This window comes from Flavobacterium channae (assembly GCF_021172165.1).
GTDB lineage: Bacteria > Bacteroidota > Bacteroidia > Flavobacteriales > Flavobacteriaceae > Flavobacterium > Flavobacterium channae.
In genome coordinates this window covers 1520169-1542771 of record NZ_CP089096.1, presented here as the reverse complement: position 1 = coordinate 1542771, position 22603 = coordinate 1520169, and the positions used below count along the sequence as shown (strand labels likewise).

Genomic DNA, 22603 nt, shown 5'->3' with positions numbered 1-22603 from the left:
AATGGACGAAGTAATTCAAATTACAAAAGATATAAAAGCCGGAAATATTAAACCCATTTACTTTTTTATGGGTGATGAGCCTTATTATATTGATAAGTTAACAGAATTTATTGAGGAAAATGTTTTACAAGAACATGAGCGCGATTTTAATCAGACTATTTTGTATGGTAGAGATGTTACTATCGAAGATGTTGTAGGAAATGCTAAACGTTTTCCAATGATGGCAGACCGTCAAGTAGTGGTTGTTAGAGAAGCACAGGAGTTATCTCGTCATATTGAAAAGTTAGAAGCTTATGCAGATAATCCACAACCTACAACCGTTTTGGTTTTTGCATACAAATACAAGACTTTAGATAAGCGTAAAAAAGTAACCAAAATTCTTGAAAAAACAGGTGTAGTTTTTGAGAGTAAAAAATTATATGAAAATCAGGTTGGCGATTGGATTAAACGTGTTTTATCTGGTCAAGGTTATAATATTGAACCAAAAGCTGCTGCTATTTTAGTTGAATTTTTAGGAACCGATTTGTCTAAAATAAGTAATGAGTTGGATAAACTTAAAATTATTTTACCAAAAGGCCACACTTATACTCCAAAAGACATAGAAGAGAATATTGGTTTTAGCAAAGATTATAATAATTTCGAATTACGAAAAGCTATTGGTGAAAAAGACCAATTGAAAGCGTATAAAATTATTGACCATTTTTCGCAAAATCCAAAAGACAATCCGTTAGTAATTACTACAGGATTAGTATTTGGATTCTTTTCTCAATTGCTTCAATATCATGGTTTAAAAGATAAATCACAGTTTAACGCTGCTAAAGTTTTAAAAGTAAGTCCTTATTTTATTAAGGATTATGAAGTTGCTTTTAGAAATTACCCAATGAAAAAAGTAAGTGCAATAGTAGCAAGTTTAAGAGAAATTGATTTGAAAAGTAAAGGAGTTGGTGCAGCTTCAATTTCACAGCATGATTTATTAAAGGAAATGTTGATAAAGATTTTTAATTAATACGAAGCATAAAAAGTTTTAAAATTTGTACCTTCGCAGTCCTAAATTTTACAAAACTTTAGTTAAAAATACTTAGATTATGGGAATGAATAAAAATACAATATTGGCTTGGGCTACTTTCATTATGATTTTAATGGGGTTACTTTTAATAGGTTTAGGAATTTACCGTTATGCAGATGTTGCCGGATGGGGATTTGCAGCAGTTGGTGTTGGTTTCTTTGCCATTGCTTGGGTTTTTAATGCTTTAAAAGGTAGAGTATAAAAAAACAACATATTTAAAATTTTAAACAAAAATCAAACAAAACATATATCATGTCAGACGATAAGAAAGTCATATTTTCGATGTCTAGAGTAACTAAAACTTACTCTAGTTCAAATAAAACTGTATTAAAAGATATTTATTTAAGTTTCTTTTATGGAGCTAAAATTGGTATTTTGGGTTTAAATGGTGCTGGTAAATCATCATTATTAAAAATTATTGCAGGTGTAGATAAAAACTATCAAGGAGATGTAGTTTTTGCTCCAGGATACACTGTTGGTTACTTAGAACAAGAGCCACAATTAGACGAATCTAAAACAGTAATAGAAGTAGTTCGCGAAGGTGCTGCGGAGATTTTCTCTTTATTAGAAGAATTCAATAAAATTAATGACGATTTTGGTTTGCCAGAAGTTTATGAAGATGCAGATAAAATGCAAAAGCTTATGGATCGTCAGGCAGAATTACAAGATAGAATTGATGCTTGTGGTGCTTGGGAAATTGATACCAAATTAGAAATTGCTATGGATGCTTTACGTACGCCAGAAGCAGATACACCAATTTCAGTTTTATCAGGGGGAGAAAAACGTCGTGTTGCGTTATGTCGTTTATTATTACAACAACCTGATGTCTTATTATTAGATGAGCCTACTAACCACTTAGATGCTGAGTCTGTACTTTGGTTAGAACAACACTTACAACAATATTCTGGAACTGTTATCGCAGTAACGCACGACCGTTATTTCTTAGATAATGTTGCTGGTTGGATTTTAGAATTGGATAGAGGAGAAGGTATTCCATGGAAAGGAAACTATTCTTCTTGGTTAGATCAAAAATCAAAACGTATGGAGCAAGAAGAAAAAGTAGCTTCAAAACGTAGAAAAACATTAGAACGTGAGTTGGATTGGGTTCGTCAAGGTGCAAAAGGGCGTCAAACAAAACAAAAGGCTCGTTTACAGAACTACGATAAATTATTAAACGAAGACCAAAAAGAGTTAGATGAAAAATTAGAAATCTACATTCCAAATGGGCCTCGTTTAGGAACTAATGTTATTGAAGCTAAAGGAGTTGCAAAAGCTTTTGGTGATAAATTATTATATGATGATTTGAATTTTGTATTGCCTCAAGCGGGAATTGTTGGAATTATTGGTCCAAACGGTGCTGGTAAATCAACCATTTTCCGAATGATTATGGGAGAAGAAACTCCAGATTCAGGTTCATTCACAATTGGTGATACTGTTAAAATCGCTTATGTTGACCAATCTCATGCAAATATTGATGTAAACAAATCAATTTGGGAAAACTTCTGCGATGGTCAAGAATTAATCATGATGGGCGGAAGACAAGTAAATTCAAGAGCGTATTTATCTCGTTTTAACTTTGGCGGAAGCGATCAAAACAAAAAAGTAGCTACTTTATCAGGTGGAGAACGTAATAGACTTCACTTAGCCATGACTTTAAAAGAAGAAGGAAACGTATTGTTATTAGATGAGCCTACGAATGACTTAGATGTTAATACTTTACGTGCTTTAGAAGAAGGTTTGGAAAACTTTGCAGGTTGTGCGGTTATTATTTCGCACGATAGATGGTTTTTAGATAGAGTTTGTACTCATATCTTGGCTTTTGAAGGTGATTCTCAAGTATATTTCTTTGAAGGAAGTTTCTCTGAATACGAAGAAAATAAGAAAAAACGTTTAGGAAAAGATGTGGTTCCAACACGAATCAAGTACAAAAAACTTACTAGATAAACATTTGTTAAAAAATCCTGATTTAGTCAGGATTTTTTTTTACTTTAGTGTTTTATAAATAAAATTATTTTAAAACGGTTACATGATAACTTCAAAACGTTTTTTATTTGTTATTTTACTCTGTATTAGTTCTGTAATAATTAAAGCACAGACTACTAATTCAACGAATAAAGAAGCGAAAGAGTTATTAAAAAAAGCGGGGCAAAGTTTTCTTAAACTCGAAACAAAAAAATCTCTCGATTTTGCTCAAAAAGCCTTAATTATTGCTACAAAAAATAACGATGACTTAATCGCATCGAAGGCTTATAATCTCATTGGATTAAACTTTGAAGAATTCTCAGATTATCAAAAAGCAATTGAATATTATACTAAAGGTTTGGTTTTAGCCAATAAAGTAAATAATGACACTGTTAAAGGTTGGCTAAACAATAATTTAGGAAACGTTTATTGTTATCGAAAAATTGATTTTCATAAAGGAATTAAACATTACAAAGAAGGCTTAAAATATTCGATTCAACACAATGATGAATACGAAATTATGTTTTCAAAATTGAATATTGGTAGCGCTTATTTTGCCGTTGAGGATTTTAGTAATGGAATTCAATATTTCAATGAGGTTAAAGATTATGTGGATAAAAATGGCGATATCGAATCGAAAATCTCCTTGAATTCAAACTTTGGATTGTACTACAATAGTATTAATAATAATAAAAAAGCGGAAGAATATTATTTAAAAGCAGTTCAATTTTGTGAGCAAAACGATATTGAGCTAATCAAATCTAATGCAAGTGATGTTTATCATGATATTTCAAATTTCTATTTCAAAATAAAGAACTTTGAAAAAGCTCATTTTTATCTCTTAAAACATGATCAATTACAAGATGAGATTTATAATGAAGAGCGATTGAATGAAGTTAAAGTTGGTGGAATGCAAATTGAGCATGACGAAATCAATCGTAAAATTGACCAAATTGAGAAAGAAAAAGAAATTCAAGCAGAAAAATTACAAGCAAATCGCGTTTTCGTAATTCTTTTAGCAATTATCTTCTTCATTTTGTTATTGTTGCTCTTATCATTAATTCGCAACAATAAATTCAAAGCAAAAATTAACGAAGAGTTAAAAAGAACAAATAACGAATTGTTAATAGCTAAAGAAAAAGCAGAAGAAGCTTCTCAATTGAAAACCCAATTCATTTCTACTATCAGTCACGAATTGAGAACACCACTTTATGGAGTGGTTGGAATTACAGATATAATCTTAGACGAACACAAAGAATTAAAAAACAGTCCACATTTAAAATCCTTAAAATTTTCTGCTAAGTATTTATTGTCACTAGTAAATGATATTTTAAAGGTTTATAAAATTGAAGAAAACCAAGTGGTTCTTGAAGATGCGGTTTTCAATATTCAAGATGAATTAATGGTTATCAAAGATTCACTATACTTTTTAGCCGTTAAGAATAATAATCAAATTTTTATTGATGTTGATAATTCAATTCCAGAAGTTTTAGTCGGAGATAAAATACGATTGTCTCAAATTTTTATTAATTTGATGAGTAATTCACTCAAATTTACTGAAAATGGAAGAGTAGTTGTCAAAGCTGATTTGATAGAAAAAATCGGAACAAAATGTTATTTGAAGTTTCAGGTAATTGATAACGGAATAGGAATTGCTAAAGAAGATCAAAATAAAGTTTTTGAGAAATTTGTTCAAGTTTATCGTAAAGAAGATGATTATCAAGGAACAGGTTTAGGTTTAACCATTGTTAAAAAATTAGTTGAATTGTTCAACGGAACCATTCAATTAGAGAGCGAAGAAGGTAAAGGAACAACTATAACTTTTACATTACCATTAGATTCGGATGTTTCTAGAGCAAAATCTATAATTGATAATTTAGATGTAGATCTTTCCGCAAGAAAAGAATATAAAATCTTAGTGGTTGAGGATAATAAAATAAATCAAGTAGTTACTAAAAAACTTCTAGAAAACAATCATTTTAAATGCAATATTGTAGATGATGGATATGCTGCTTTAGAATTAATCAGTAAAACCCATTTTGATGCCATTCTAATGGATATAAATATGCCGATTATAAATGGATTTGAAACTTCTAAATTAATCAGACAAAAAGGAATTCAAACTCCAATTATTGCCGTAACTGCTTTTGATAAGCAAGATATAGAAGAAAAAATCATCGATGCTCAAATAGATGAAGTAATTGTGAAACCGTTTGAAAGTCATAAACTTTTTGAAACGATTAAGCGATTGGTAGATAAATAAAAAAACGTTGGCTTAGTACCAACGTTTTTTGTTTTTCTTAGAAGCATCCGATTTTCTTGATTTTGAATTTGGATTCATCTTATTTTTATTTCTTAAATCAGGTTTTGCATCTGGATTTTTTACCTCGTCTTTCCATTCATATGGATGATCGGTTACTACTTTCACTTTCATTCGGATCAACTTTTCAATATCCTGCCAATATGCTTTTTCATCTTTTCCACAAAATGAAATCGCTAAACCAGAATTTCCAGCACGACCAGTACGACCAATTCGGTGTACATAGGTTTCTGAAATATTTGGAATATCAAAGTTAATCACAAACGGAAGTTGTTCAATATCAATTCCTCTTGCCGCAATATCAGTAGCAACTAAAATATCAATTTCTTTATTTTTGAACTGTTCTAAAACACGCTGACGTGCATTTTGCGATTTGTCTCCGTGAATAGCTTCTGCTTTTATATGTGCTTTTTTCAACACTTTTACAATGTTGTCAGCGCCGTGTTTGGTTCTAGTAAACACTAAAGCATTACTCAAACTTTCTTGAATAATTAACTGTTTTAAAAGCAAACGTTTCTCGTCTTTGTTTACGAAATATACTTTTTGCGATACATTTTCAGCCGTACTAGAAATAGGTGTCACTGAAATGTATTTTGGTCTTGTTAAAAAAGTATCGGCTAATTCTCTAATTGCTAAAGGCATCGTTGCTGAAAATAACAATGTTTGGCGGTTTTCTGGAGTTAATTTGATGATTTTCTTAACATCATTAATAAATCCCATGTCTAACATTTGATCGGCTTCGTCTAAAACCAAATGATGCATATGATTCAAATCGATAAAACCTTGTTTGTGTAAATCTAAAAAACGTCCTGGAGTTGCGATTAAAACATCAACACCCATTTTTAGTTCATTTACTTGTGGTACTTGGTTTACACCTCCAAAAATCACTAACGATTTCACATTAGTATATTTTCCGTAAGTTTTGAAACTTTCGTCAATTTGAATGGCTAATTCTCTCGTTGGCGTAACCACTAAAGTTCGGATATGTTTTGTTTTCTTTGCCGAACCTACAATTCGATGAATTAAATTTAGAATTGGAATGGCGAAAGCACCCGTTTTTCCAGTTCCAGTTTGGGCACAAGCAACTAAATCTTGGCCTGCTAATATTTCAGGAATGGCTTGCTCTTGAATTGGAGTAGGGTTTGTGTAGCCTTCTTCCTCCAAAGCTTGTTGTATATTGTTAAATAATTTTAATTCGTTGAATGTCATATATAAATAATTTTCTCATCAAAAAAGTTTGATGAGCGTACAAAGATAGTGTTATTTTAATGAAGTTAAGATTATCCTACTTTAGCCTTCATAAAATCGGTAACTAATGAAGCAATCAATTTACCCGTTAAATGATTGTTATTAGAAGTATCCAATTCAGGAGCTCCTTCACAGATGTGTAAATAAGAAGCATTTTGTTGTTTTCCAAAATAGTAAACAAATTGTCTAGCTCTATCAACACTAAAACCGCTTAAAGTCATTGCACTTGAAGGAATATTTGGAATTGCATCTAAATCTAATTCTATTCCAAAAGGTTCATTTTTAATAAAGTTCGACGAATTTTCTAACTCAGTTTCGAAGTTTTTCTCACGTTTAACATCAATTTCTTCATAAGTTACATATTTTACTCTTGATGTTAATTCTTTTAAAGTATTGAATACACTTTTAGAAACAAAATTTTCATGAAGCCCGAATACGAAGTATTTTTTTAGAAAACCATCTTCAAAAGCATAGCTAAAACCATTACCAGAATGTCTTCCTTCTAAAATTCTAAAATCGGTATGTGCATCAAAATTAATGGCATTCACTGGTTTTCCTTTGGCTAAAGCCAATCCTTTTATATTACCATAAGCATTATTGTGTCCGCCACCAATAATTATAGGAATTTTACCGGCATTGCAAATTTGATGAATAACATGTGAAACTTCAACATCCAATTGTTCTACTAGTTCGTAAAGTTCTTTTCGATGCTCTTTATTGTTAGCATCTAAAGATTGTGCTTTTTCTAATTGTGCTGAAACATCTAATTTTCCTAAGACAATTAAATTGCTTCCTTTACAAAATTTATTATGTTGAATGTTGGCGATACTTTTAAGGGCACTTTCATAAGCTGATGCAGCACCAACTCTTCCTAAGTTTGCTTTAACACCAATATCTTCAGGAATTCCTAATAATACAAATTGTGCTTCGCTGCTTGAAATAAAATCAATAGCATCAGCATCTTTAGGGATAGTAACTATTTTTTCTCCAAATTTTATTTCACCACTTCTGTGGTTGGTAATCTTGGCTAATTCATTTTGGCTTAAAAGTATGATATTCTCCATAGGGGTAAATAAATGCAACCCAAAAGTACTATTTTAAAATAAATTACGTTTAAAATTTAGAAAATACTTTAAAAATTGTATTTTTGAGAAAACTTAACATATACCAAAAAATGGAAAACAAATCGAACAATTCTGGATTAAAAGCCGCAGTAGTAGTATTAGCCTTACTTTTTTTAGGGAGCTTAGGTTACATTTTTAAACTGAATTCTGATAACAAAGAAACAGTTACAACCTTAACTACTGAAAAGAATACATTAGCAGAGGAGTTAAAAACTAAAATTGCTGAGTATGATGCTATGATTTCAGATAACACTGCATTAAAAGATGAATTACAAGCTGAACAAGCTAAAATGGTTGCCTTATTAGAGCAAGTAGAAAAATCTAAAGGTGATGCAGCAGCAATGGCTAAGTACAAAAACGAATATTTCCGTTTAAAAAGAGAAATGGATAATTTAGTTGCAGAGAACAAAATTTTAAAAGAGCAAAATGTTGCTTTAACTTCTAGTTTAGATAGTACAAATGTTGTTTTATCTGATGCTAAAAAATTCAATGATACTTTATTAGTTCAAAATGAAAGTTTAACTAAAACAGTTGAAAAAGGATCTAAATTAGCTGTTTTAAATTTAAAAGTATTAGCTGTAAAACAAAGAAGTTCAGGAAAACAAATTGAAACAGACAAAGCTAGTAGAGCTGATGTTTTAAAAGTTAGTTTCTTAATTGCTGAAAATCAAATTGCTAAAACTGGTGCAAGAGAATACTACGTTCAAATTATTGATAGTAAAAACAATATTTTAGGCGAAAAGAAAACAATTCCTGCTGGAGATAAAACATTAACATATAGCTTTATTTCTACTGTTAAATATGAAAACAAAACAGTTCAAGTTAATGAAGATGTTCCTGGAAAAGATTTTGCAAAAGGAACTTACTTTGTAAATGTATTTGATAAAAATGCTGAATTAGTTTCTAAAACTAGTTTTGATTTAAGATAATACAAACTGTAATTTATAAAAAAAGTCCAATGTTTACATTGGACTTTTTTATTATATATATTTAGCTAAATAATTCCCAAATCCTACAGCGCTTATGGTTAAAATTATGGAACCAGCCATATAAAAGTAAGCTGTAATTTGTTGGTTGTTTTGAAGTAAATTATAGTTTTCTAAAGCAAAACTAGAAAATGTTGTAAAACCACCGCAAAAGCCTATAATGAGTAAAAACTTTAAAGGATGATTCTCAGGAAAATATTTCCCAATATAACCAATGAACAATCCAATTAGTAAACTTCCAATTACATTTACAAGAAACGTACTTAATGGAAATGAACTTTGAAAATATTTAGTAGTTAACCAATGAGTTAAATATCTAAAAACACTTCCAAAAGCGCCACCTAATCCAACAAGTAATATCGTTTTTATCATGGTAATGAATTTTAAATAAATTGACCTTCAATCATTACTTTATCAATTAAGTTTGTTCCAAAAGCATAAGGTAATTGGTAAAAACTAGTTAAAGGTTTTGTAATGATAATATTGGCTTTTTTACCTTTTGTAATACTTCCGTGAGTTTCTGAAATTCCCATTGCATAAGCACCGTTTATAGTTCCTGCATTGATAGCTTCTTCAGGAGTCATTTTCATTTTTATACAAGCCGTTGCTACTACGAAATTCATATTTCCTGAGGGAGTGGTACCCGGATTGTAATCGGTAGCCAAAGCTAATGGCAAACCAGCATTCATCATTTTACGAGCTGGCGTATAAGGAATACTAATAAAATAAGAACAACTTGGTAATGCTACTGGCATGGTTTTACTGTCTTTTAAAACAGCAATATCTTCATCCGTTACAATTTCTAAATGATCTACCGATAAAGCACCATTTTCAACACAAGCTTTAATTCCATCAATAGCAGTAAATTGGTTTACATGAATTTTTGGTTCTAAACCATATTTTTTACCCGCTTCCATAATTTTAATGGTTTCTTCTACAGAAAAATAACCAGTTTCTAAGAAAGCATCAATATAATCAGCCAAATTTTCATTAGCAATCTTTGGAAGCATTTCGTTAATGATTACATCAATATAAGCAGCATGATTTTCTTTATATTCTGTAGGAAATGCGTGTGCTCCTAAAAAAGTTGCTTTTATTGCTATAGGATAATTTTCTTTTAAGCGTTTGATAACGCGTAACATTTTCAATTCGCCTTCAACCGTTAATCCGTAACCTGATTTTATTTCAACTGCTCCCGTTCCTTGTAGCATAACTTCTTCCAAACGTAATTTTGATTGCTCATAAATTTCATCTTCAGAAGTTTCGTTTAATTTTTTAGCCGAATTTAAAATTCCACCACCACGATTTGCAATTTCTTCATAGGACAAACCGTTAATTCTATCAACAAATTCTTGAATTCTATTGCCTGCATATACTATGTGTGTGTGACTATCAACCCATGTTGGTAAAATAACTTGACCTGAAGCATTAATAACATTCATATCCGATTTGTCTGGACAATTTTCCATTGAACCAAAATCGGTAATGATAGAATTTTCTATTAAAAGGTAAGCGTTTTCAATTTTTGGTAAAATTGCCATGTCGGAACCAGAAATTTTTTCAACTCCAGTTTCTCTAATTTGTAACAGTTCTTTTATGTTGATAAATAGTGTTTTCATCAAAAAAATAAATTTTCAGTAAAAATACTTCTCATTTTTAAAAACTCCTATCTTTATATAAAATTTGTTTGTTTTGAGAAAAATAAAATATAAAAAAGGAAGAAAAGTTCAGGCTAGTACTTTAGAATATACTGGGATTCATAAACAATCTCCAACAGAAATGCAGCTTTTTGTATATGATTCAGAAGATGTTACCGAATGTCAACAATTGCAACCTGAAGATATAGATTCTAATATTGAAGTTTCAAAAGTAAATTGGATAAATATTCATGGGTTAAACAATCATGCATTTATTGAAAAAGTAGGTGCAAAGTTTGATGCTGATCATTTCATTATAGGAGATATCTTAAATACGACTAAACGAACAAGAGTAGAAGAATATCATGACATATTATTCTTTAACGTAAAGTCGTTATTACCACAAAAATCTTCAAATAATATTAGTGTTGAGCAAATTAGCTTTTTATTAAAGAATAATGTGTTGATTTCATTTCAGGAAAAGCGAAGTGATTTCTTTACGCATATTCGAGAACGTTTGAGAACAAACTCGGGTGTTGTTAGATCTAAAAAAGCCGATTATTTATTGTATTTATTGTTAGACGCTATTATCGAAAATTTTTATATAACAATTGAAAGTGAAGAAGATAAAATAGATGAATTGATTAATTTGACCAAAACAAATACCAATCCTGAAGTTTTAGAATTAATTGAAAAACATCGAGATAATTTTAACTTTTTAAAGCGTTCTATAATTCCGCTTCGCGATTCGTTGTATTCGATTAAGAGTATTAAAGATGATAATGTTTTCAATGACATTCAACCAGAAAATTTTACTTTCTTTTCTAGATTACATCAAAAATGTTTAGAACTTTTAGAACAAATTGATTCTGATTTAATTACACTCGATAGTGCTTCAAATTATTTTTTCTCAGCTCAGAATCATAAAATGAACCAAGTAATGAAAACACTAACGGTTGTTTCTATGTTTTTTTTACCATTAACTTTTATAGTTGGTGTTTATGGTCAAAACTTTAAGCATTTTCCCGAGTTAGAGTGGGAGTATGGCTATTTTTTAATTTGGGGAATAATGCTCACAATTGTAGCTATAATGTTTGTTTATTTTAAAATTAAAAAGTGGTTTTAGCTAAAATTAATCAATATTATATTGGCAAAAATAAATATTACTATTATCTTTGACGTGAATTCATAAATTCCGGAAAATATTATGTTTGAATTTCAACAGTACCTAGGTTTTTTACTTTTCTTAACCATATTAACTATTGGTTTTTGGTTGATGATATTCTTAGTAGGATTTGTTCACTATTGGTTGGGCGGAGCTATTATGGAATTGATTAAAGAGAAAAGAGCTAAAAGACAAGCTGAATTAGAAGGATAATTTCTTTTAATTTTTAAAAATAAAAAGTCCCGATTATATCGGGACTTTTTTTGTGGTCTATTTTGATTTTAATATTATGGTCTACCCATAAAATCGCCATCACCATTATCATCTCTTCTAGGCTGTCTATCTTTTTCGTTTTTCTGTTTGTTAAAACGATATGTGAAAGTTAACATAACTTGTCTTTGTCTCCATTGCATTTCGCTGTAAGAGCTAACTACGTTTGTGATATTGGTTTCAGAAATTCTTTTTCTTGAGTTAAATAAGTCACTAACATTTAATGAAATTGACCCTTTGTCTTTTAAAATATCTCTACTGAAAGCTAAATTAACTGATGCTACTCCTAATGAACGTCCTTGTGCATTTGTTTGAGGAGCGTTGTATGTAGCATTTGTTTGCCAATCAATTTTGTATGGTAAAGTTATTTTAGACGAAATTCTTGTAAACCATGTAAATGCAACATTATCAAAATTTTGTTCAATAGTATTTCCTTGAAAATTCACATAACTGTAGTCACCTTGAGTTTCTACTCTATAAGCATTAAAGTTTCCATTAAGTCTCCACCATTTGTAAGGTGTATAGTTTAAATTGAACTCTAAACCTGCTCTATATTCTTTGGCTAAGTTAATAGGAGTACTTAAAATTACAGGGACTCTAATATCTTCTCCACCAACAGGTGTAACATCACCTGTAACTGGGTCTACAATATCTTCTCCATCAACTACTGTTGTAACAAATGAACCAGATTCTTTTCTGATGAATTGGAATGAATCATTAGTAATATTGATATAAGCAGAAGTATTGAACGTTAATTTATTCCATCTTTTTAAATAACCTAAATCAATTGCATCTGTTTTTGAAGGATTCAAATCTGGATTACCTTGAAAGATATTAATGTTACTTGATAATGATGATACAGGATTTAAGAAACGGCCTCTAGGACGGTTAATTCTTTTACTATAACTTAAACTTAATGAACTGCTTTCAGAAAACTCATAATTAATTGTTGCAGAAGGGAATAAGTTGTTGTATTTTTTTGTGTTATAATCGTTTAATGATAATGAATTTACTTCGATATGACTATCTTCAAATCGTAATCCTACAAAGTAAGAAAACTTATTAAATTTTGAACCATATTGTGTGTATAATGCATTTACATTTTCTATATATTCTAATTTATTAGAAAAATCAGAATCTGGTGTAACAACAAAATCCGTTAAATTGTTTGTAAAACTTCCTCTATAACCAGCTTCAAATCGTCCATTTTTTCCAATTGGTAAAACGTAGTCAGTTTGTAATAAATTTCTTTGTTGACTATTTTTATTTGATGTTCCTTGAGGATCTAAAGAAGAAGGGTCTCCTAAAACTTGATCTGTAATTGTTGCAAATTCATTTTCTCTATTTTGAGATACTGCCACATCAACAGTTAATTTATGATCGTCTTTTTTAAACTTCTTAGTAAAGTTTGTAGAATATTCAATGCTAAAATCATCACTTCTTTGATCATTAAAACGATTTCTTATTGAAGTAGGATTGTTTGAAGCATCATAATTGTAAAAGAAAACATTATCAGGATTTTCTCCGTTATTTTCTCTAAATGTTAATGCATTTGTCCAAGTTAATGAATTAGATAAATTTAAATCGATTCCAAAATTTGCATTAAAACCTTTACTTAATCTATCATTTGTTCTTCTTTCTTTGATAAATCTACTTGTAGTACCATCGGCATTAAAGTATTCAGAATCAGTCATCGAATTACCAGGATTGTTTCTGTAGTTATAGCCAATATTTGAAAATAAGTTATATCTGTCGCTTTTTTTGTTCAAATTAATGCTACCGCCGTAAGTTTCAGGATCACCAGCATTAACCATTACAGAACCATTAACTCCATTTGCCTTTCCTTTTCTTAAAATAATATTGATAATACCACCACCACCTTCAGCATCATAACGAGCAGATGGATTAGTAATAACTTCAACTTTATCAACTGCATCAGCTGGTAATAATTTTAAAGCATCAGCAATATTGATTCCGGCTAAACCAGATGGTTTTCCGTCAATTAAAATTTTTACACTTTCATTTCCTCTAAGGGCAACTGTTCCTTCAGCATCAACAGTTACAGATGGTACATTGTCAAGAACATCACTGACTGTTCCACCTTTAACCATCATATCTTTACCTACATTGTAAACTCTTTTATCAAGTTTAATTTCTACTGTTGATTTTTCTGCAATTACTTCAATTTCATTTAATTGCGCAACATCAGCCTCCATTTGAATTGTACCTAAATTTACATCGGCGTTAAATTCTTTTTGAGGAATTACAACATTCTTAAAAGAAATAAATTCAGCACGAGCATTATAATTACCAGCTGTTATTTCAAATTTGAAGTTACCGTTTTCATCAGTAATTCCTCCAGAAAGTTGTTTTGTAATAGCGTTTTCGAATACAATAGTGGCATATTCTAAAGGAAGATCGGTTCCTTTTTCAATTACTTTCCCAGAAATAGTAATTTTTTTTCCTTCTGGTCTTTGTGCAAATGCTGTTAAACTTAGAAATAAAGTTAGTGCAACAATAAAAATTTTCTTGGTCATAAATGTTTTTTTGCAAATAAGACTGCAAAAGTAACTTTTGGTTTAGCCGTTAAATGCTAAATCTTTGTTAAAGTATTAAATGACTTCGTTAATCTTTTCTTTTGGTCTTGCAATAACAGCTTTATCACCATTTACAATTATAGGACGCTCTATTAATTTAGGATTTTCGAGCATTGCTTCAATAATTTGAGCATCACTAAGTTCTTTCCCTTTATATTTTTCAACCCAAATACTTTCTTTTGTACGAACAAGCTCAATTGGTTTAATGTTTAATTTTTTGATAACATCTATTAACTCCTCTTTTGTAAAAGGTTCATCAAGATATTTTCTAATTTCAAATGGACGATTTAATAGTTCAATTTCGCACAAACCTTCTCTAGATTTTGTACATCTCGGATTATGGTAAATAGTTATCATATTTTTATTTTTTACAAAGGAATAAAAAATAGTACTTTAGTAGCAAACTTAAGAACTTTAAAAAACATGTACATAGAGCAATTAAAATCGAAAAGAATTAATTTATTCTCTTACTTGCCGATTCCATTGGGGTTTATTTTATTGATGGCTTCCAATTTTGTTTTATCTGATGGAGTAGATACAAATGAAGTTATTCAGCAGACTATTAAAATGTTAGGTGTAAATTTAACTTTTGTAATGTTAGTTGGTCCATTGGCTTTTGGTTTATTAATCGTTCTTTTTTGGTCAAAGTTTATTCAAGGAGTTTCAATAACTAGTTTAACTACTTCTAGATTAAAGATTGATTGGAAACGCATTTTTTTCTCTTTTTTTCTATGGGGAAGTATAACTTCCTTAATGATTTTAGCACTTTATTATACCCAACCAGAAAATTTTGTTTGGAATTTTAAACCTGAAAGATTTTTTATTTTCTTAATTCTGGCGATAATTTTAATTCCGATGCAAACCAGTTTTGAAGAATATCTTTTTAGAGCTCACATGATGCAAGGATTAGGACTAGCTACTAATAATAGATTTGTTCCTTTACTTGTAACTTCGGTTTTGTTTGGATTAATGCATATTGCAAATCCTGAAGTTGGGAAAATAGGTTACATTATTATGATATATTACATTGGAACTGGTTTTTTCTTAGGAATTATGACATTAATGGATGAAGGATTAGAATTGGCTCTTGGGTTTCATGCTGCAAATAACTTAGTTGGTGCATTACTTGTAACTGCTGATTGGACTGCTTTTCAAACAAACTCAGTTTTAAAAGACATGTCAGAACCTTCTGCTGGTTTTGATGTTTTAACACCAGTATTTGTTATTTTTCCTCTAATTCTTTTAATTTTTTCTAAAGTTTACAAATGGACAAATTGGAAAGAAAAACTATTTGGGAAATTAACAGTAATTAATGAATTAGAAAAAAACAACAATGATTCCTCATTATAAAAACGTTCACAATCGATTTAAAATTAACGGTTTTCACTTTGATAAAGAAGCTCTTTTTCAATTGGCTTACACTTCAATCAAAGAAGGAAAAGAGCATGAAAAAGATTTAGGTGTTTTTTTGTTGGATTGGTTAGATGATAAAGAAATAATTACTGTAACCACTTCTGGAACAACAGGAGTTCCAAAACGAATTGCCATAAAAAAGCAAGCCATGGTGCATTCGGCAATAGCAACAGGTAATTTTTTCAATTTACATCCTCAGGATAAAGCTTTACTGTGTTTACCTCCACGTTATATTGCTGGAAAAATGATGATTGTACGAGCAATGATAATTGGTTTAGAATTGGATATCATTGAACCGACTTCTCATTTAGATAGTTTGTTTGCGCATCAAACATATGATTTTGGTGCAATTGTGCCTTTACAAGCTGAAAACAGCTTAGAAAAATTAAATCAATTTAAAAAAATAATCATTGGTGGTGCTAAAGTTTCAGATGATTTGGCTTCGAAACTTAAAGAAGTTAATTCTGAAATTTATGAAACGTATGGAATGACCGAAACCATAACGCATATTGCTGCAAAAAAAATAGGTGAGGAGTATTTTAATATATTAGAGCACGTTAGTATTTCAAATGATGATAGAAATTGTTTGGTTATAGAGGCACCAAGTATTTCAGATGAAAAAGTGATAACAAATGATATTGTAGCGATTTTAAATGAAAAGCAATTCAAATGGCTCGGACGTTATGACAATGTGATAAATAGTGGTGGCATAAAATTATTTCCGGAACAAATTGAAACCAAGTTAGCTTCAAGAATTTCAAATCGATTTTTTATTACTGGTTTTCCAGATGCAGTTTTAGGAACTAAAGTAGTATTAGTAATAGAAGGTGAATCAAAAGAGATTGATTTGGAAATATTTAATTCTTTAGAAAAGTTTGAAAAGCCTAAAGAAGTTGTATTTGTTTCAGAGTTTGTTGAAACGGATACTAAAAAGATTAATCGAAATAAAACATTAGAAAAAATAAAGGTTGTATAATTAACAAATTAATATAGTACCTTATTGAATGGATTATGAAGATTAAAGCGGGTATTATATTAGCTTATTGTGTAATTGTACAACCTTAGAGTAGTTTATTCTTCCATTTTTAAATAGTAATCTGCTGAATGTTTTCCGCTTCCAAAAAAGATAAAGAAAACACTAGCAGCAAACGCTAGTAACGATTGAATAAAATCTGTAGGATTGAAAACCCCAACAAAGTTTATCAAAAAAGCTCCTAATAATATGGGTAGCTGTACCCAAATAGACCATCTGGTTAAGAAGCCAATGATTATCATTACTCCTCCCGCCATATGTGCCATTGCAACGTAGTGAATGACGACCATTTCACTACCAAAACTTCCAACAGAATTAAGAATTTCATGAAGATATTTTTTATCTACTATAAAAGAAACTCCTTTAAAGAACAAAAAAGCACCTAAAACAATTCTTAAAACATCAATGGTAAGGCATGTATTTGCATTAGCCCATTTATTCAGTTCTCTAATTGTAGCCATAAATAAACGGATTTAAATTATACGATGCTAATTTACTAAAAATTAACATGTTATGGTTAAAATCCAAGTTAATTAAAACCTAAAATTAATAAAAAAAAGAAGGTTAATTACCTTCTTTAATTTTAACAAAAAACTGGTTGCTAAAAACTTTAAAATTCTTTTTATCCAGCTTTTTTAGTTTGATTTTTTGCTCTTTTACTGTTGGTTGTAATCTTATCTTTTCGCCATCAAACTCAATGTCTATAGGCATATTGAAATCTTCATTAACGTTATCCCAAGAATAATATAAATTATCACCTTTAATTTTGTACATAAAATAAGGTACTTGATTGGTGTATAAATACTGTCTGAAAATAGGTGTTAAATTTAAGCCACTTTCTTTGTTAAAATAATCTATGACAGTATCTGATGTAATAATTTTCTTCTTGAAAGTTTCAGAGTAGTCGTAGATGATTTGCCACCATTTTTCATCATCAGCAATAATGTGTCGTAATGTGTTTAAAAGTAATGAACCTTTGTAATACATATCTCCAGAACCTTCATTATTTACACCATATTGTCCAATAATAGGACGATCGTTTCTAACATTTCTAGATTGACCGTTGATGTATTTCATGGCATCATCATAACCTTTTATACATTCAATAAAAACTGTTTCTGAATACGTTGTAAAGCCTTCATGAATCCACATGTCAGCAATATCCATACTTGTTATGCTATTTCCAAACCATTCATGACCTGTTTCATGAATTGTGATATAATCGAAAAACATTCCTACACCAGTTCCAGAAAGGTCAAATCCCCTGTATCCTTTTTTGTACTTATTACCATAAGCTACAGCACTTTGATGTTCCATTCCTAAATAAGGAGTTTCAACTAATTTGTAACCATCTTCCCAAAAAGGATATCTTCCAAACTTCGATTGAAAACATTCCATCATCGGCTTTACTTCTGCAAAATGTTCACGCGCTTTAGCTTCGTTTTCTCTCAAAACATAATAATCCAAATCTAAATCAGGCATTTTATCTTGAATATGAACATAGTCAGCAATATTTACCGTAATCGTATAATTGTTAATAGGATTTTTAACTTCCCAATCCCAACGTGTATAACCATTTTTTAAATCTTGAGAACCTAAAAATCGTCCGTTAGAAACATTCATTAATCCGTTCGGAACAGCTACTTTAATTGAAGCACCATTATCTGGTTCGTCACTTTGTGAATCTTTTACAGGATACCATAAACTTGCTCCAGTACCTTGAACAGCCACTGCAATAAAATCTTTTCCAGCACTATCTTTTGAAAAAACAAATCCACCATCCCAAGGTGCATTTTTTGCAATTGTAGGATTACCAGAATAATAAAATTTTAATTTATGATTTGATTTTAAAGTCAATTTTTCAGGAAAATCAATGAATACAGCATCGTTATCACGAGTATAATTCAATTTTTTCTTGTTCCAAACAATTGAATCTACTTTCATATTTTCAAACAAATCCAATTGAATTTTTTGAATTGGAGCAAGAATTTCAAATGAAATTTCATTAAATCCTTTAATACTTTTTTGTTCTGGGTTTATTGTTATGTTTAAATTATAACGTTTTACATCGTATGATGTTCTTTCAACTCGTAAACCACCTTGAAGCGAATCACGACGAGTAAATTGAGCATTAATTTGTTGGATTCCAATCAGAGTAAGGACAACTAAAAAACTGTTTTTCATGAGGCTTATTTTCAAAATCTAAATATAAGAGTTTAGATTCTAAAAAAAGTTACATTAAATAAGAATTTTTAAAAATTAGCTTCCACTTTTATTGTGAGTTCTTCTTTAGTTTCTGGATGTGTAAACATGAGTTGTTCTGCGTGTAAATGCAAACGATTTGCTTTTGTTCCGTACAAATCATCACCAACAATAGGTGTTTTTAAACCCAATTCGTGAGAAGCATGAACGCGTAATTGATGTGTTCTTCCTGTAATCGGGTAGAAGTAAACCAATGTTTGATTGTTTTTTACTTCAATAACTTCCCATTTGGTTTGAGCAGGTTTTCCATTTTCGTAGCAAACCAACTGTCGTGGTCTATCATCTAAATCCACACGAAGTGGTAAGTCAATTATTCCCTCTTTTTCTTTTAGAACTCCATCAAGTAACGCAACATAACGTTTTTTTATAGTACGTTTTATAAATTGACTTTGCAGTTTTACATACGTTTCTTCGTTTTTTGCAATTAAGATTAATCCTGAAGTTGACATGTCTAAACGATGTACAATTAAAGGACCAGTTGCATTTGGATACAATTCTTTTATTCTTTGGTAAACCGAATCTGAAATCATTTTTCCAGGAACCGAAAGAAATTCTTCAGGTTTGTTAACTACCAGTAAAATGTCATCTTCGTAAACAATTTCAATTTCTTTTCCTTCTGCTGGATTTTCTTGAAATGGATTGGCTTCCATGTCCAAACCTTTCAACATATGCGATAACAAGATAGGTTCGCATTTACTTTTACAAGCAGGATAAAATTGTTTGTGTTTGCGAATTTCCGATTTTGGCGATTGTCCCCACCAAAATTCAGCCATTGCAATAGGTTTTAGTTGATGTTCAAATGCATAATGCAATAACTTTGGAGCTGCACATTCTCCAGCACCTGCAGGCGGATTATCATTAAAAATTTCGCCAATACTTTTGCGTTCACCAAATTGATTTAAAAAGGAATATTCTGCAAAGAGTTTTTGTTGTAAAGCTCCCGATTTTAATCGGCGTTCCTCTTTTAATTGGTTGATTTCTTCTAAAAGTATATTGACTTCTTTTTGAGCATTTTCAATGTGAAAATTCCAATATTTCGTCATTTTTTTTAGTAAAATGCTTTCTTTTTTGCTCTCTTCCGAAAGTTCCAATTTTAATTGTTCTATTTCAGATGAAGGTAAATTATCGAATGAATTACGTTTTTCATCACGCTCAATTTTTAAGCGTTTGATTTTATCTTTTTGATTTTGTAAATCTGTAGTGGCTTCTTTTTTTGTGGATTCGAATTGATTTTTTTTGATTTGAAGTTCGGTTGAATTTTCTAAAATCTCGATTTGACGATTAATTGCATTTAAAACTTCTTCTTCTTTTCTGAAAAAACCATCTTCGTGTAACATATCAAAGATTGTTGGCACAAAATAGGGAAGATGATTCACACCAGCTAATTTTCCAGAAAACGCCCATAAATAGCCTAGGTTTCCTTCTTGGTCTTGACAAACTAAAACACCAAACATTTTTCCAATTATTAAACCTTGCTGACCTTCTTGCAAACCAAAGTTATGCTCAAAATCGGTTTGAGATGTTAAGTGATTTTGCAATTCTTTTGCAGCAATTTTACTTAATTCATGCGGTTCGTAATAAAAAGGAAAGGTAAATTTTTCTGGTAGCGAAATACCTGAAATATTGGTTTTGAAAGATTGAAAAAGCGTTTTTAACATGTCACAAAGATACATTACAATAATGCGAAAAAAAATGTCATTTCTATTTGAATTTTAGAAATGACATTTAAAATATGTTTCTTAAATAGTTAAACTTGAATAACGCCTAAATTGAATTGTTTTTCAATAGGAGCGTGGTTGGCTGCTTCAATTCCCATAGAAATCCAATTTCTAGTTTCTAAAGGATCTACGATAGCGTCTGTCCATAAACGAGAAGCTGCGTAGTAAGGCGAAACTTGTTCGTCGTAACGCGCTTTAATTTTATCGAACAATTCTTTTTCTTTCACTTCATCAATAACTTCACCTTTTGCTTTTAATGATGAAGCTTCAATTTGTGCTAAAACTTTAGCTGCTTGCGTTCCACCCATAACGGCTAATTCGGCACTTGGCCAAGCAAATATTAATCTAGGATCATAAGCTTTTCCGCACATTGCATAATTTCCAGCTCCATATGAATTTCCAACAATTACCGTGAATTTAGGAACAACAGAATTAGCCATGGCATTAACCATTTTGGCACCATCTTTTATAATTCCGCCATGTTCAGATTTTGAACCAACCATAAATCCGGTTACATCCTGAACAAAAACTAAAGGAATTTTCTTTTGGTTACAATTGGCAATAAAACGAGTTGCTTTATCAGCTGAATCCGAATAAATTGCTCCACCAAATTGCATTTCTCCTTTAGCATTTTTTACAATTTTTCTTTGGTTAGCTACAATTCCTACAGCCCAACCATCGATTCTTGCATAAGCAGTAATTAACGTTTTACCGTAATCACCTTTATATTCATCAAATTCTGAGTTATCTACTAGACGTTTGATAATTTCATACATATCATATTGATCTGCACGCGATTTTGGTAAAATTCCATAAATATCTTTTGGATCCAATGCTGGTTTTTCTGCCTTAACGCGATTGTAACCTGCTTTGTCAAAATCACCAATTTTGCCGACAATACTTTTAATTCTATCTAAAGCATCTTTATCGTCTTTTGCTTTATAATCGGTAACACCCGAAATTTCGCAATGTGTTGTTGCTCCACCAAGTGTTTCGTTATCAATTGTTTCTCCAATAGCTGCTTTTACTAAGTAACTTCCGGCTAAGAAAATACTTCCTGTTTTATCAACAATCATAGCTTCATCGCTCATGATAGGTAAGTAAGCACCACCAGCTACACAACTTCCCATAACCGCAGCAATTTGGGTAATACCCATGCTACTCATGATAGCATTATTTCTAAAGATGCGACCAAAATGTTCTTTATCAGGGAAGATTTCATCTTGCATCGGCAAATAAACACCTGCCGAATCAACTAAGTAGATTATAGGTAATCGGTTTTCCATTGCGATTTCTTGAGCACGTAAGTTTTTCTTACCTGTGATAGGAAACCATGCGCCAGCCTTTACAGTGGCATCATTAGCAACAACTATACATTGTTTACCAGAAATAAATCCAATTTTAACCACAACACCACCAGATGGACAGCCACCATGTTCTTTATACATGCCATCACCAACAAAAGCTCCTATCTCAATGCTTTTTGCTTTTTCATCTAAAAGATAATCGATACGTTCACGTGCTGTCATTTTTCCTTCAGCATGTAATTTTTCGATTCTTTTTGGTCCACCACCTAATTTAACTTGGGCAAATCGATTTTTTAAATCAGAAAGTAAAAGTTTGTTATGATCTTCGTTTTTATTAAAATTTAAGTCCATAGTATTTGTTGGTTATTTGGCTGGCTAAAATACAAAATCCATTCGAAAAATATAATTTTTGAATGGATTTAGTCGGTTTTTTTAACGAATATATATTTTTTCTAATCGTTTACTAATCTTTTAAAATTTCATTAAGATTGTAAA

At 30.6% G+C, this 22603-nt stretch carries 19 protein-coding genes; 9 read left to right on the top strand and 10 right to left on the bottom strand.

The features are described from left to right. Position 1 precedes the first annotated feature (1 nt). The 4 genes from holA to LOS89_RS07090 all read left to right on the top strand — a co-directional run bounded on the left by holA (position 2) and on the right by LOS89_RS07090 (position 5291). Positions 2–1006 carry a DNA polymerase III subunit delta gene (holA, locus tag LOS89_RS07105; protein ID WP_231834594.1) on the top strand — a complete coding sequence of 335 codons (1005 nt, stop codon included), beginning with the start codon at positions 2–4 and terminating at the stop codon, positions 1004–1006. Positions 1007–1085: 79 nt separating this feature from the next. Continuing rightward, positions 1086–1268, top strand: a complete 183-nt coding sequence (locus LOS89_RS07100) for a CAL67264 family membrane protein (protein ID WP_133606598.1) — start codon at positions 1086–1088, stop codon at positions 1266–1268. A gap of 50 nt (positions 1269–1318) precedes the next feature. Continuing rightward, positions 1319–3010 carry an energy-dependent translational throttle protein EttA gene (gene ettA, locus LOS89_RS07095; protein ID WP_231834593.1) on the top strand — a complete coding sequence of 564 codons (1692 nt, stop codon included), beginning with the start codon at positions 1319–1321 and terminating at the stop codon, positions 3008–3010. 82 nt (positions 3011–3092) lie between these two features. Further along, positions 3093–5291: an ATP-binding response regulator gene (locus LOS89_RS07090; RefSeq protein WP_231834592.1), complete on the top strand. Its 2199-nt coding sequence runs from the start codon at positions 3093–3095 to the stop codon at positions 5289–5291. A 12-nt stretch (positions 5292–5303) separates the two neighbouring features. Here LOS89_RS07090 and LOS89_RS07085 read toward each other — a convergent pair whose 3' ends face one another. Both LOS89_RS07085 and LOS89_RS07080 read right to left on the bottom strand, forming a co-directional pair. Then, positions 5304–6557 (bottom strand): DEAD/DEAH box helicase, encoded by a 1254-nt coding sequence (locus LOS89_RS07085; RefSeq protein WP_231834591.1) that lies wholly within the window; start codon positions 6555–6557, stop codon positions 5304–5306. Between the two features lie 71 nt (positions 6558–6628). Continuing rightward, complete coding sequence (locus LOS89_RS07080; protein WP_231834590.1) at positions 6629–7660, bottom strand: formimidoylglutamase; 1032 nt, start codon at positions 7658–7660, stop codon at positions 6629–6631. Between the two features lie 110 nt (positions 7661–7770). Between LOS89_RS07080 and LOS89_RS07075 the strand changes: the two genes are divergently transcribed. Then, complete coding sequence (locus tag LOS89_RS07075; protein WP_231834589.1) at positions 7771–8649, top strand: DUF8428 domain-containing protein; 879 nt, start codon at positions 7771–7773, stop codon at positions 8647–8649. Between the two features lie 51 nt (positions 8650–8700). Here LOS89_RS07075 and crcB read toward each other — a convergent pair whose 3' ends face one another. Next, positions 8701–9078 (bottom strand): fluoride efflux transporter CrcB, encoded by a 378-nt coding sequence (crcB, locus tag LOS89_RS07070; protein ID WP_231834588.1) that lies wholly within the window; start codon positions 9076–9078, stop codon positions 8701–8703. A gap of 11 nt (positions 9079–9089) precedes the next feature. Further along, positions 9090–10325 carry an imidazolonepropionase gene (gene hutI, locus LOS89_RS07065; protein ID WP_231834587.1) on the bottom strand — a complete coding sequence of 412 codons (1236 nt, stop codon included), beginning with the start codon at positions 10323–10325 and terminating at the stop codon, positions 9090–9092. Positions 10326–10398: 73 nt separating this feature from the next. On the opposite strand from hutI, the gene corA reads away from it, so the two are divergent. Continuing rightward, on the top strand, positions 10399–11469 hold the full coding sequence (corA, locus tag LOS89_RS07060) for a magnesium/cobalt transporter CorA (protein WP_231834586.1): 1071 nt from the start codon (positions 10399–10401) through the stop codon (positions 11467–11469). An 81-nt stretch (positions 11470–11550) separates the two neighbouring features. Continuing rightward, positions 11551–11721 carry a hypothetical protein gene (locus LOS89_RS07055; protein WP_008258162.1) on the top strand — a complete coding sequence of 57 codons (171 nt, stop codon included), beginning with the start codon at positions 11551–11553 and terminating at the stop codon, positions 11719–11721. 74 nt (positions 11722–11795) lie between these two features. Here LOS89_RS07055 and LOS89_RS07050 read toward each other — a convergent pair whose 3' ends face one another. After that, positions 11796–14315, bottom strand: a complete 2520-nt coding sequence (locus tag LOS89_RS07050) for a TonB-dependent receptor (RefSeq protein ID WP_231834585.1) — start codon at positions 14313–14315, stop codon at positions 11796–11798. Positions 14316–14390: 75 nt separating this feature from the next. Beyond that, positions 14391–14732, bottom strand: coding sequence for an arsenate reductase (glutaredoxin) (gene arsC / locus LOS89_RS07045; RefSeq protein WP_231834584.1), 342 nt, complete (start codon positions 14730–14732; stop codon positions 14391–14393). Positions 14733–14798: 66 nt separating this feature from the next. On the opposite strand from arsC, the gene LOS89_RS07040 reads away from it, so the two are divergent. Next, positions 14799–15725, top strand: a complete 927-nt coding sequence (locus LOS89_RS07040) for a CPBP family intramembrane glutamic endopeptidase (RefSeq protein ID WP_231834583.1) — start codon at positions 14799–14801, stop codon at positions 15723–15725. Then, positions 15709–16764, top strand: a complete 1056-nt coding sequence (locus tag LOS89_RS07035; RefSeq protein ID WP_231834582.1) for an AMP-binding protein — start codon at positions 15709–15711, stop codon at positions 16762–16764. The genes LOS89_RS07040 and LOS89_RS07035 overlap by 17 nt, the downstream gene beginning before the upstream one ends. A gap of 95 nt (positions 16765–16859) precedes the next feature. Here LOS89_RS07035 and LOS89_RS07030 read toward each other — a convergent pair whose 3' ends face one another. From LOS89_RS07030 to LOS89_RS07015, 4 genes are all read right to left on the bottom strand, one after another. Further along, positions 16860–17282 carry a DoxX family protein gene (locus tag LOS89_RS07030; RefSeq protein ID WP_231834581.1) on the bottom strand — a complete coding sequence of 141 codons (423 nt, stop codon included), beginning with the start codon at positions 17280–17282 and terminating at the stop codon, positions 16860–16862. A 103-nt stretch (positions 17283–17385) separates the two neighbouring features. After that, positions 17386–19005, bottom strand: a complete 1620-nt coding sequence (locus LOS89_RS07025; RefSeq protein ID WP_231834580.1) for a M1 family metallopeptidase — start codon at positions 19003–19005, stop codon at positions 17386–17388. Between the two features lie 68 nt (positions 19006–19073). Beyond that, on the bottom strand, positions 19074–20741 hold the full coding sequence (locus LOS89_RS07020) for an RluA family pseudouridine synthase (protein WP_231834579.1): 1668 nt from the start codon (positions 20739–20741) through the stop codon (positions 19074–19076). 89 nt (positions 20742–20830) lie between these two features. Next, positions 20831–22459, bottom strand: coding sequence for an acyl-CoA carboxylase subunit beta (locus LOS89_RS07015; protein ID WP_231834578.1), 1629 nt, complete (start codon positions 22457–22459; stop codon positions 20831–20833). Between the last annotated feature and the right edge of the window lie 144 nt (positions 22460–22603).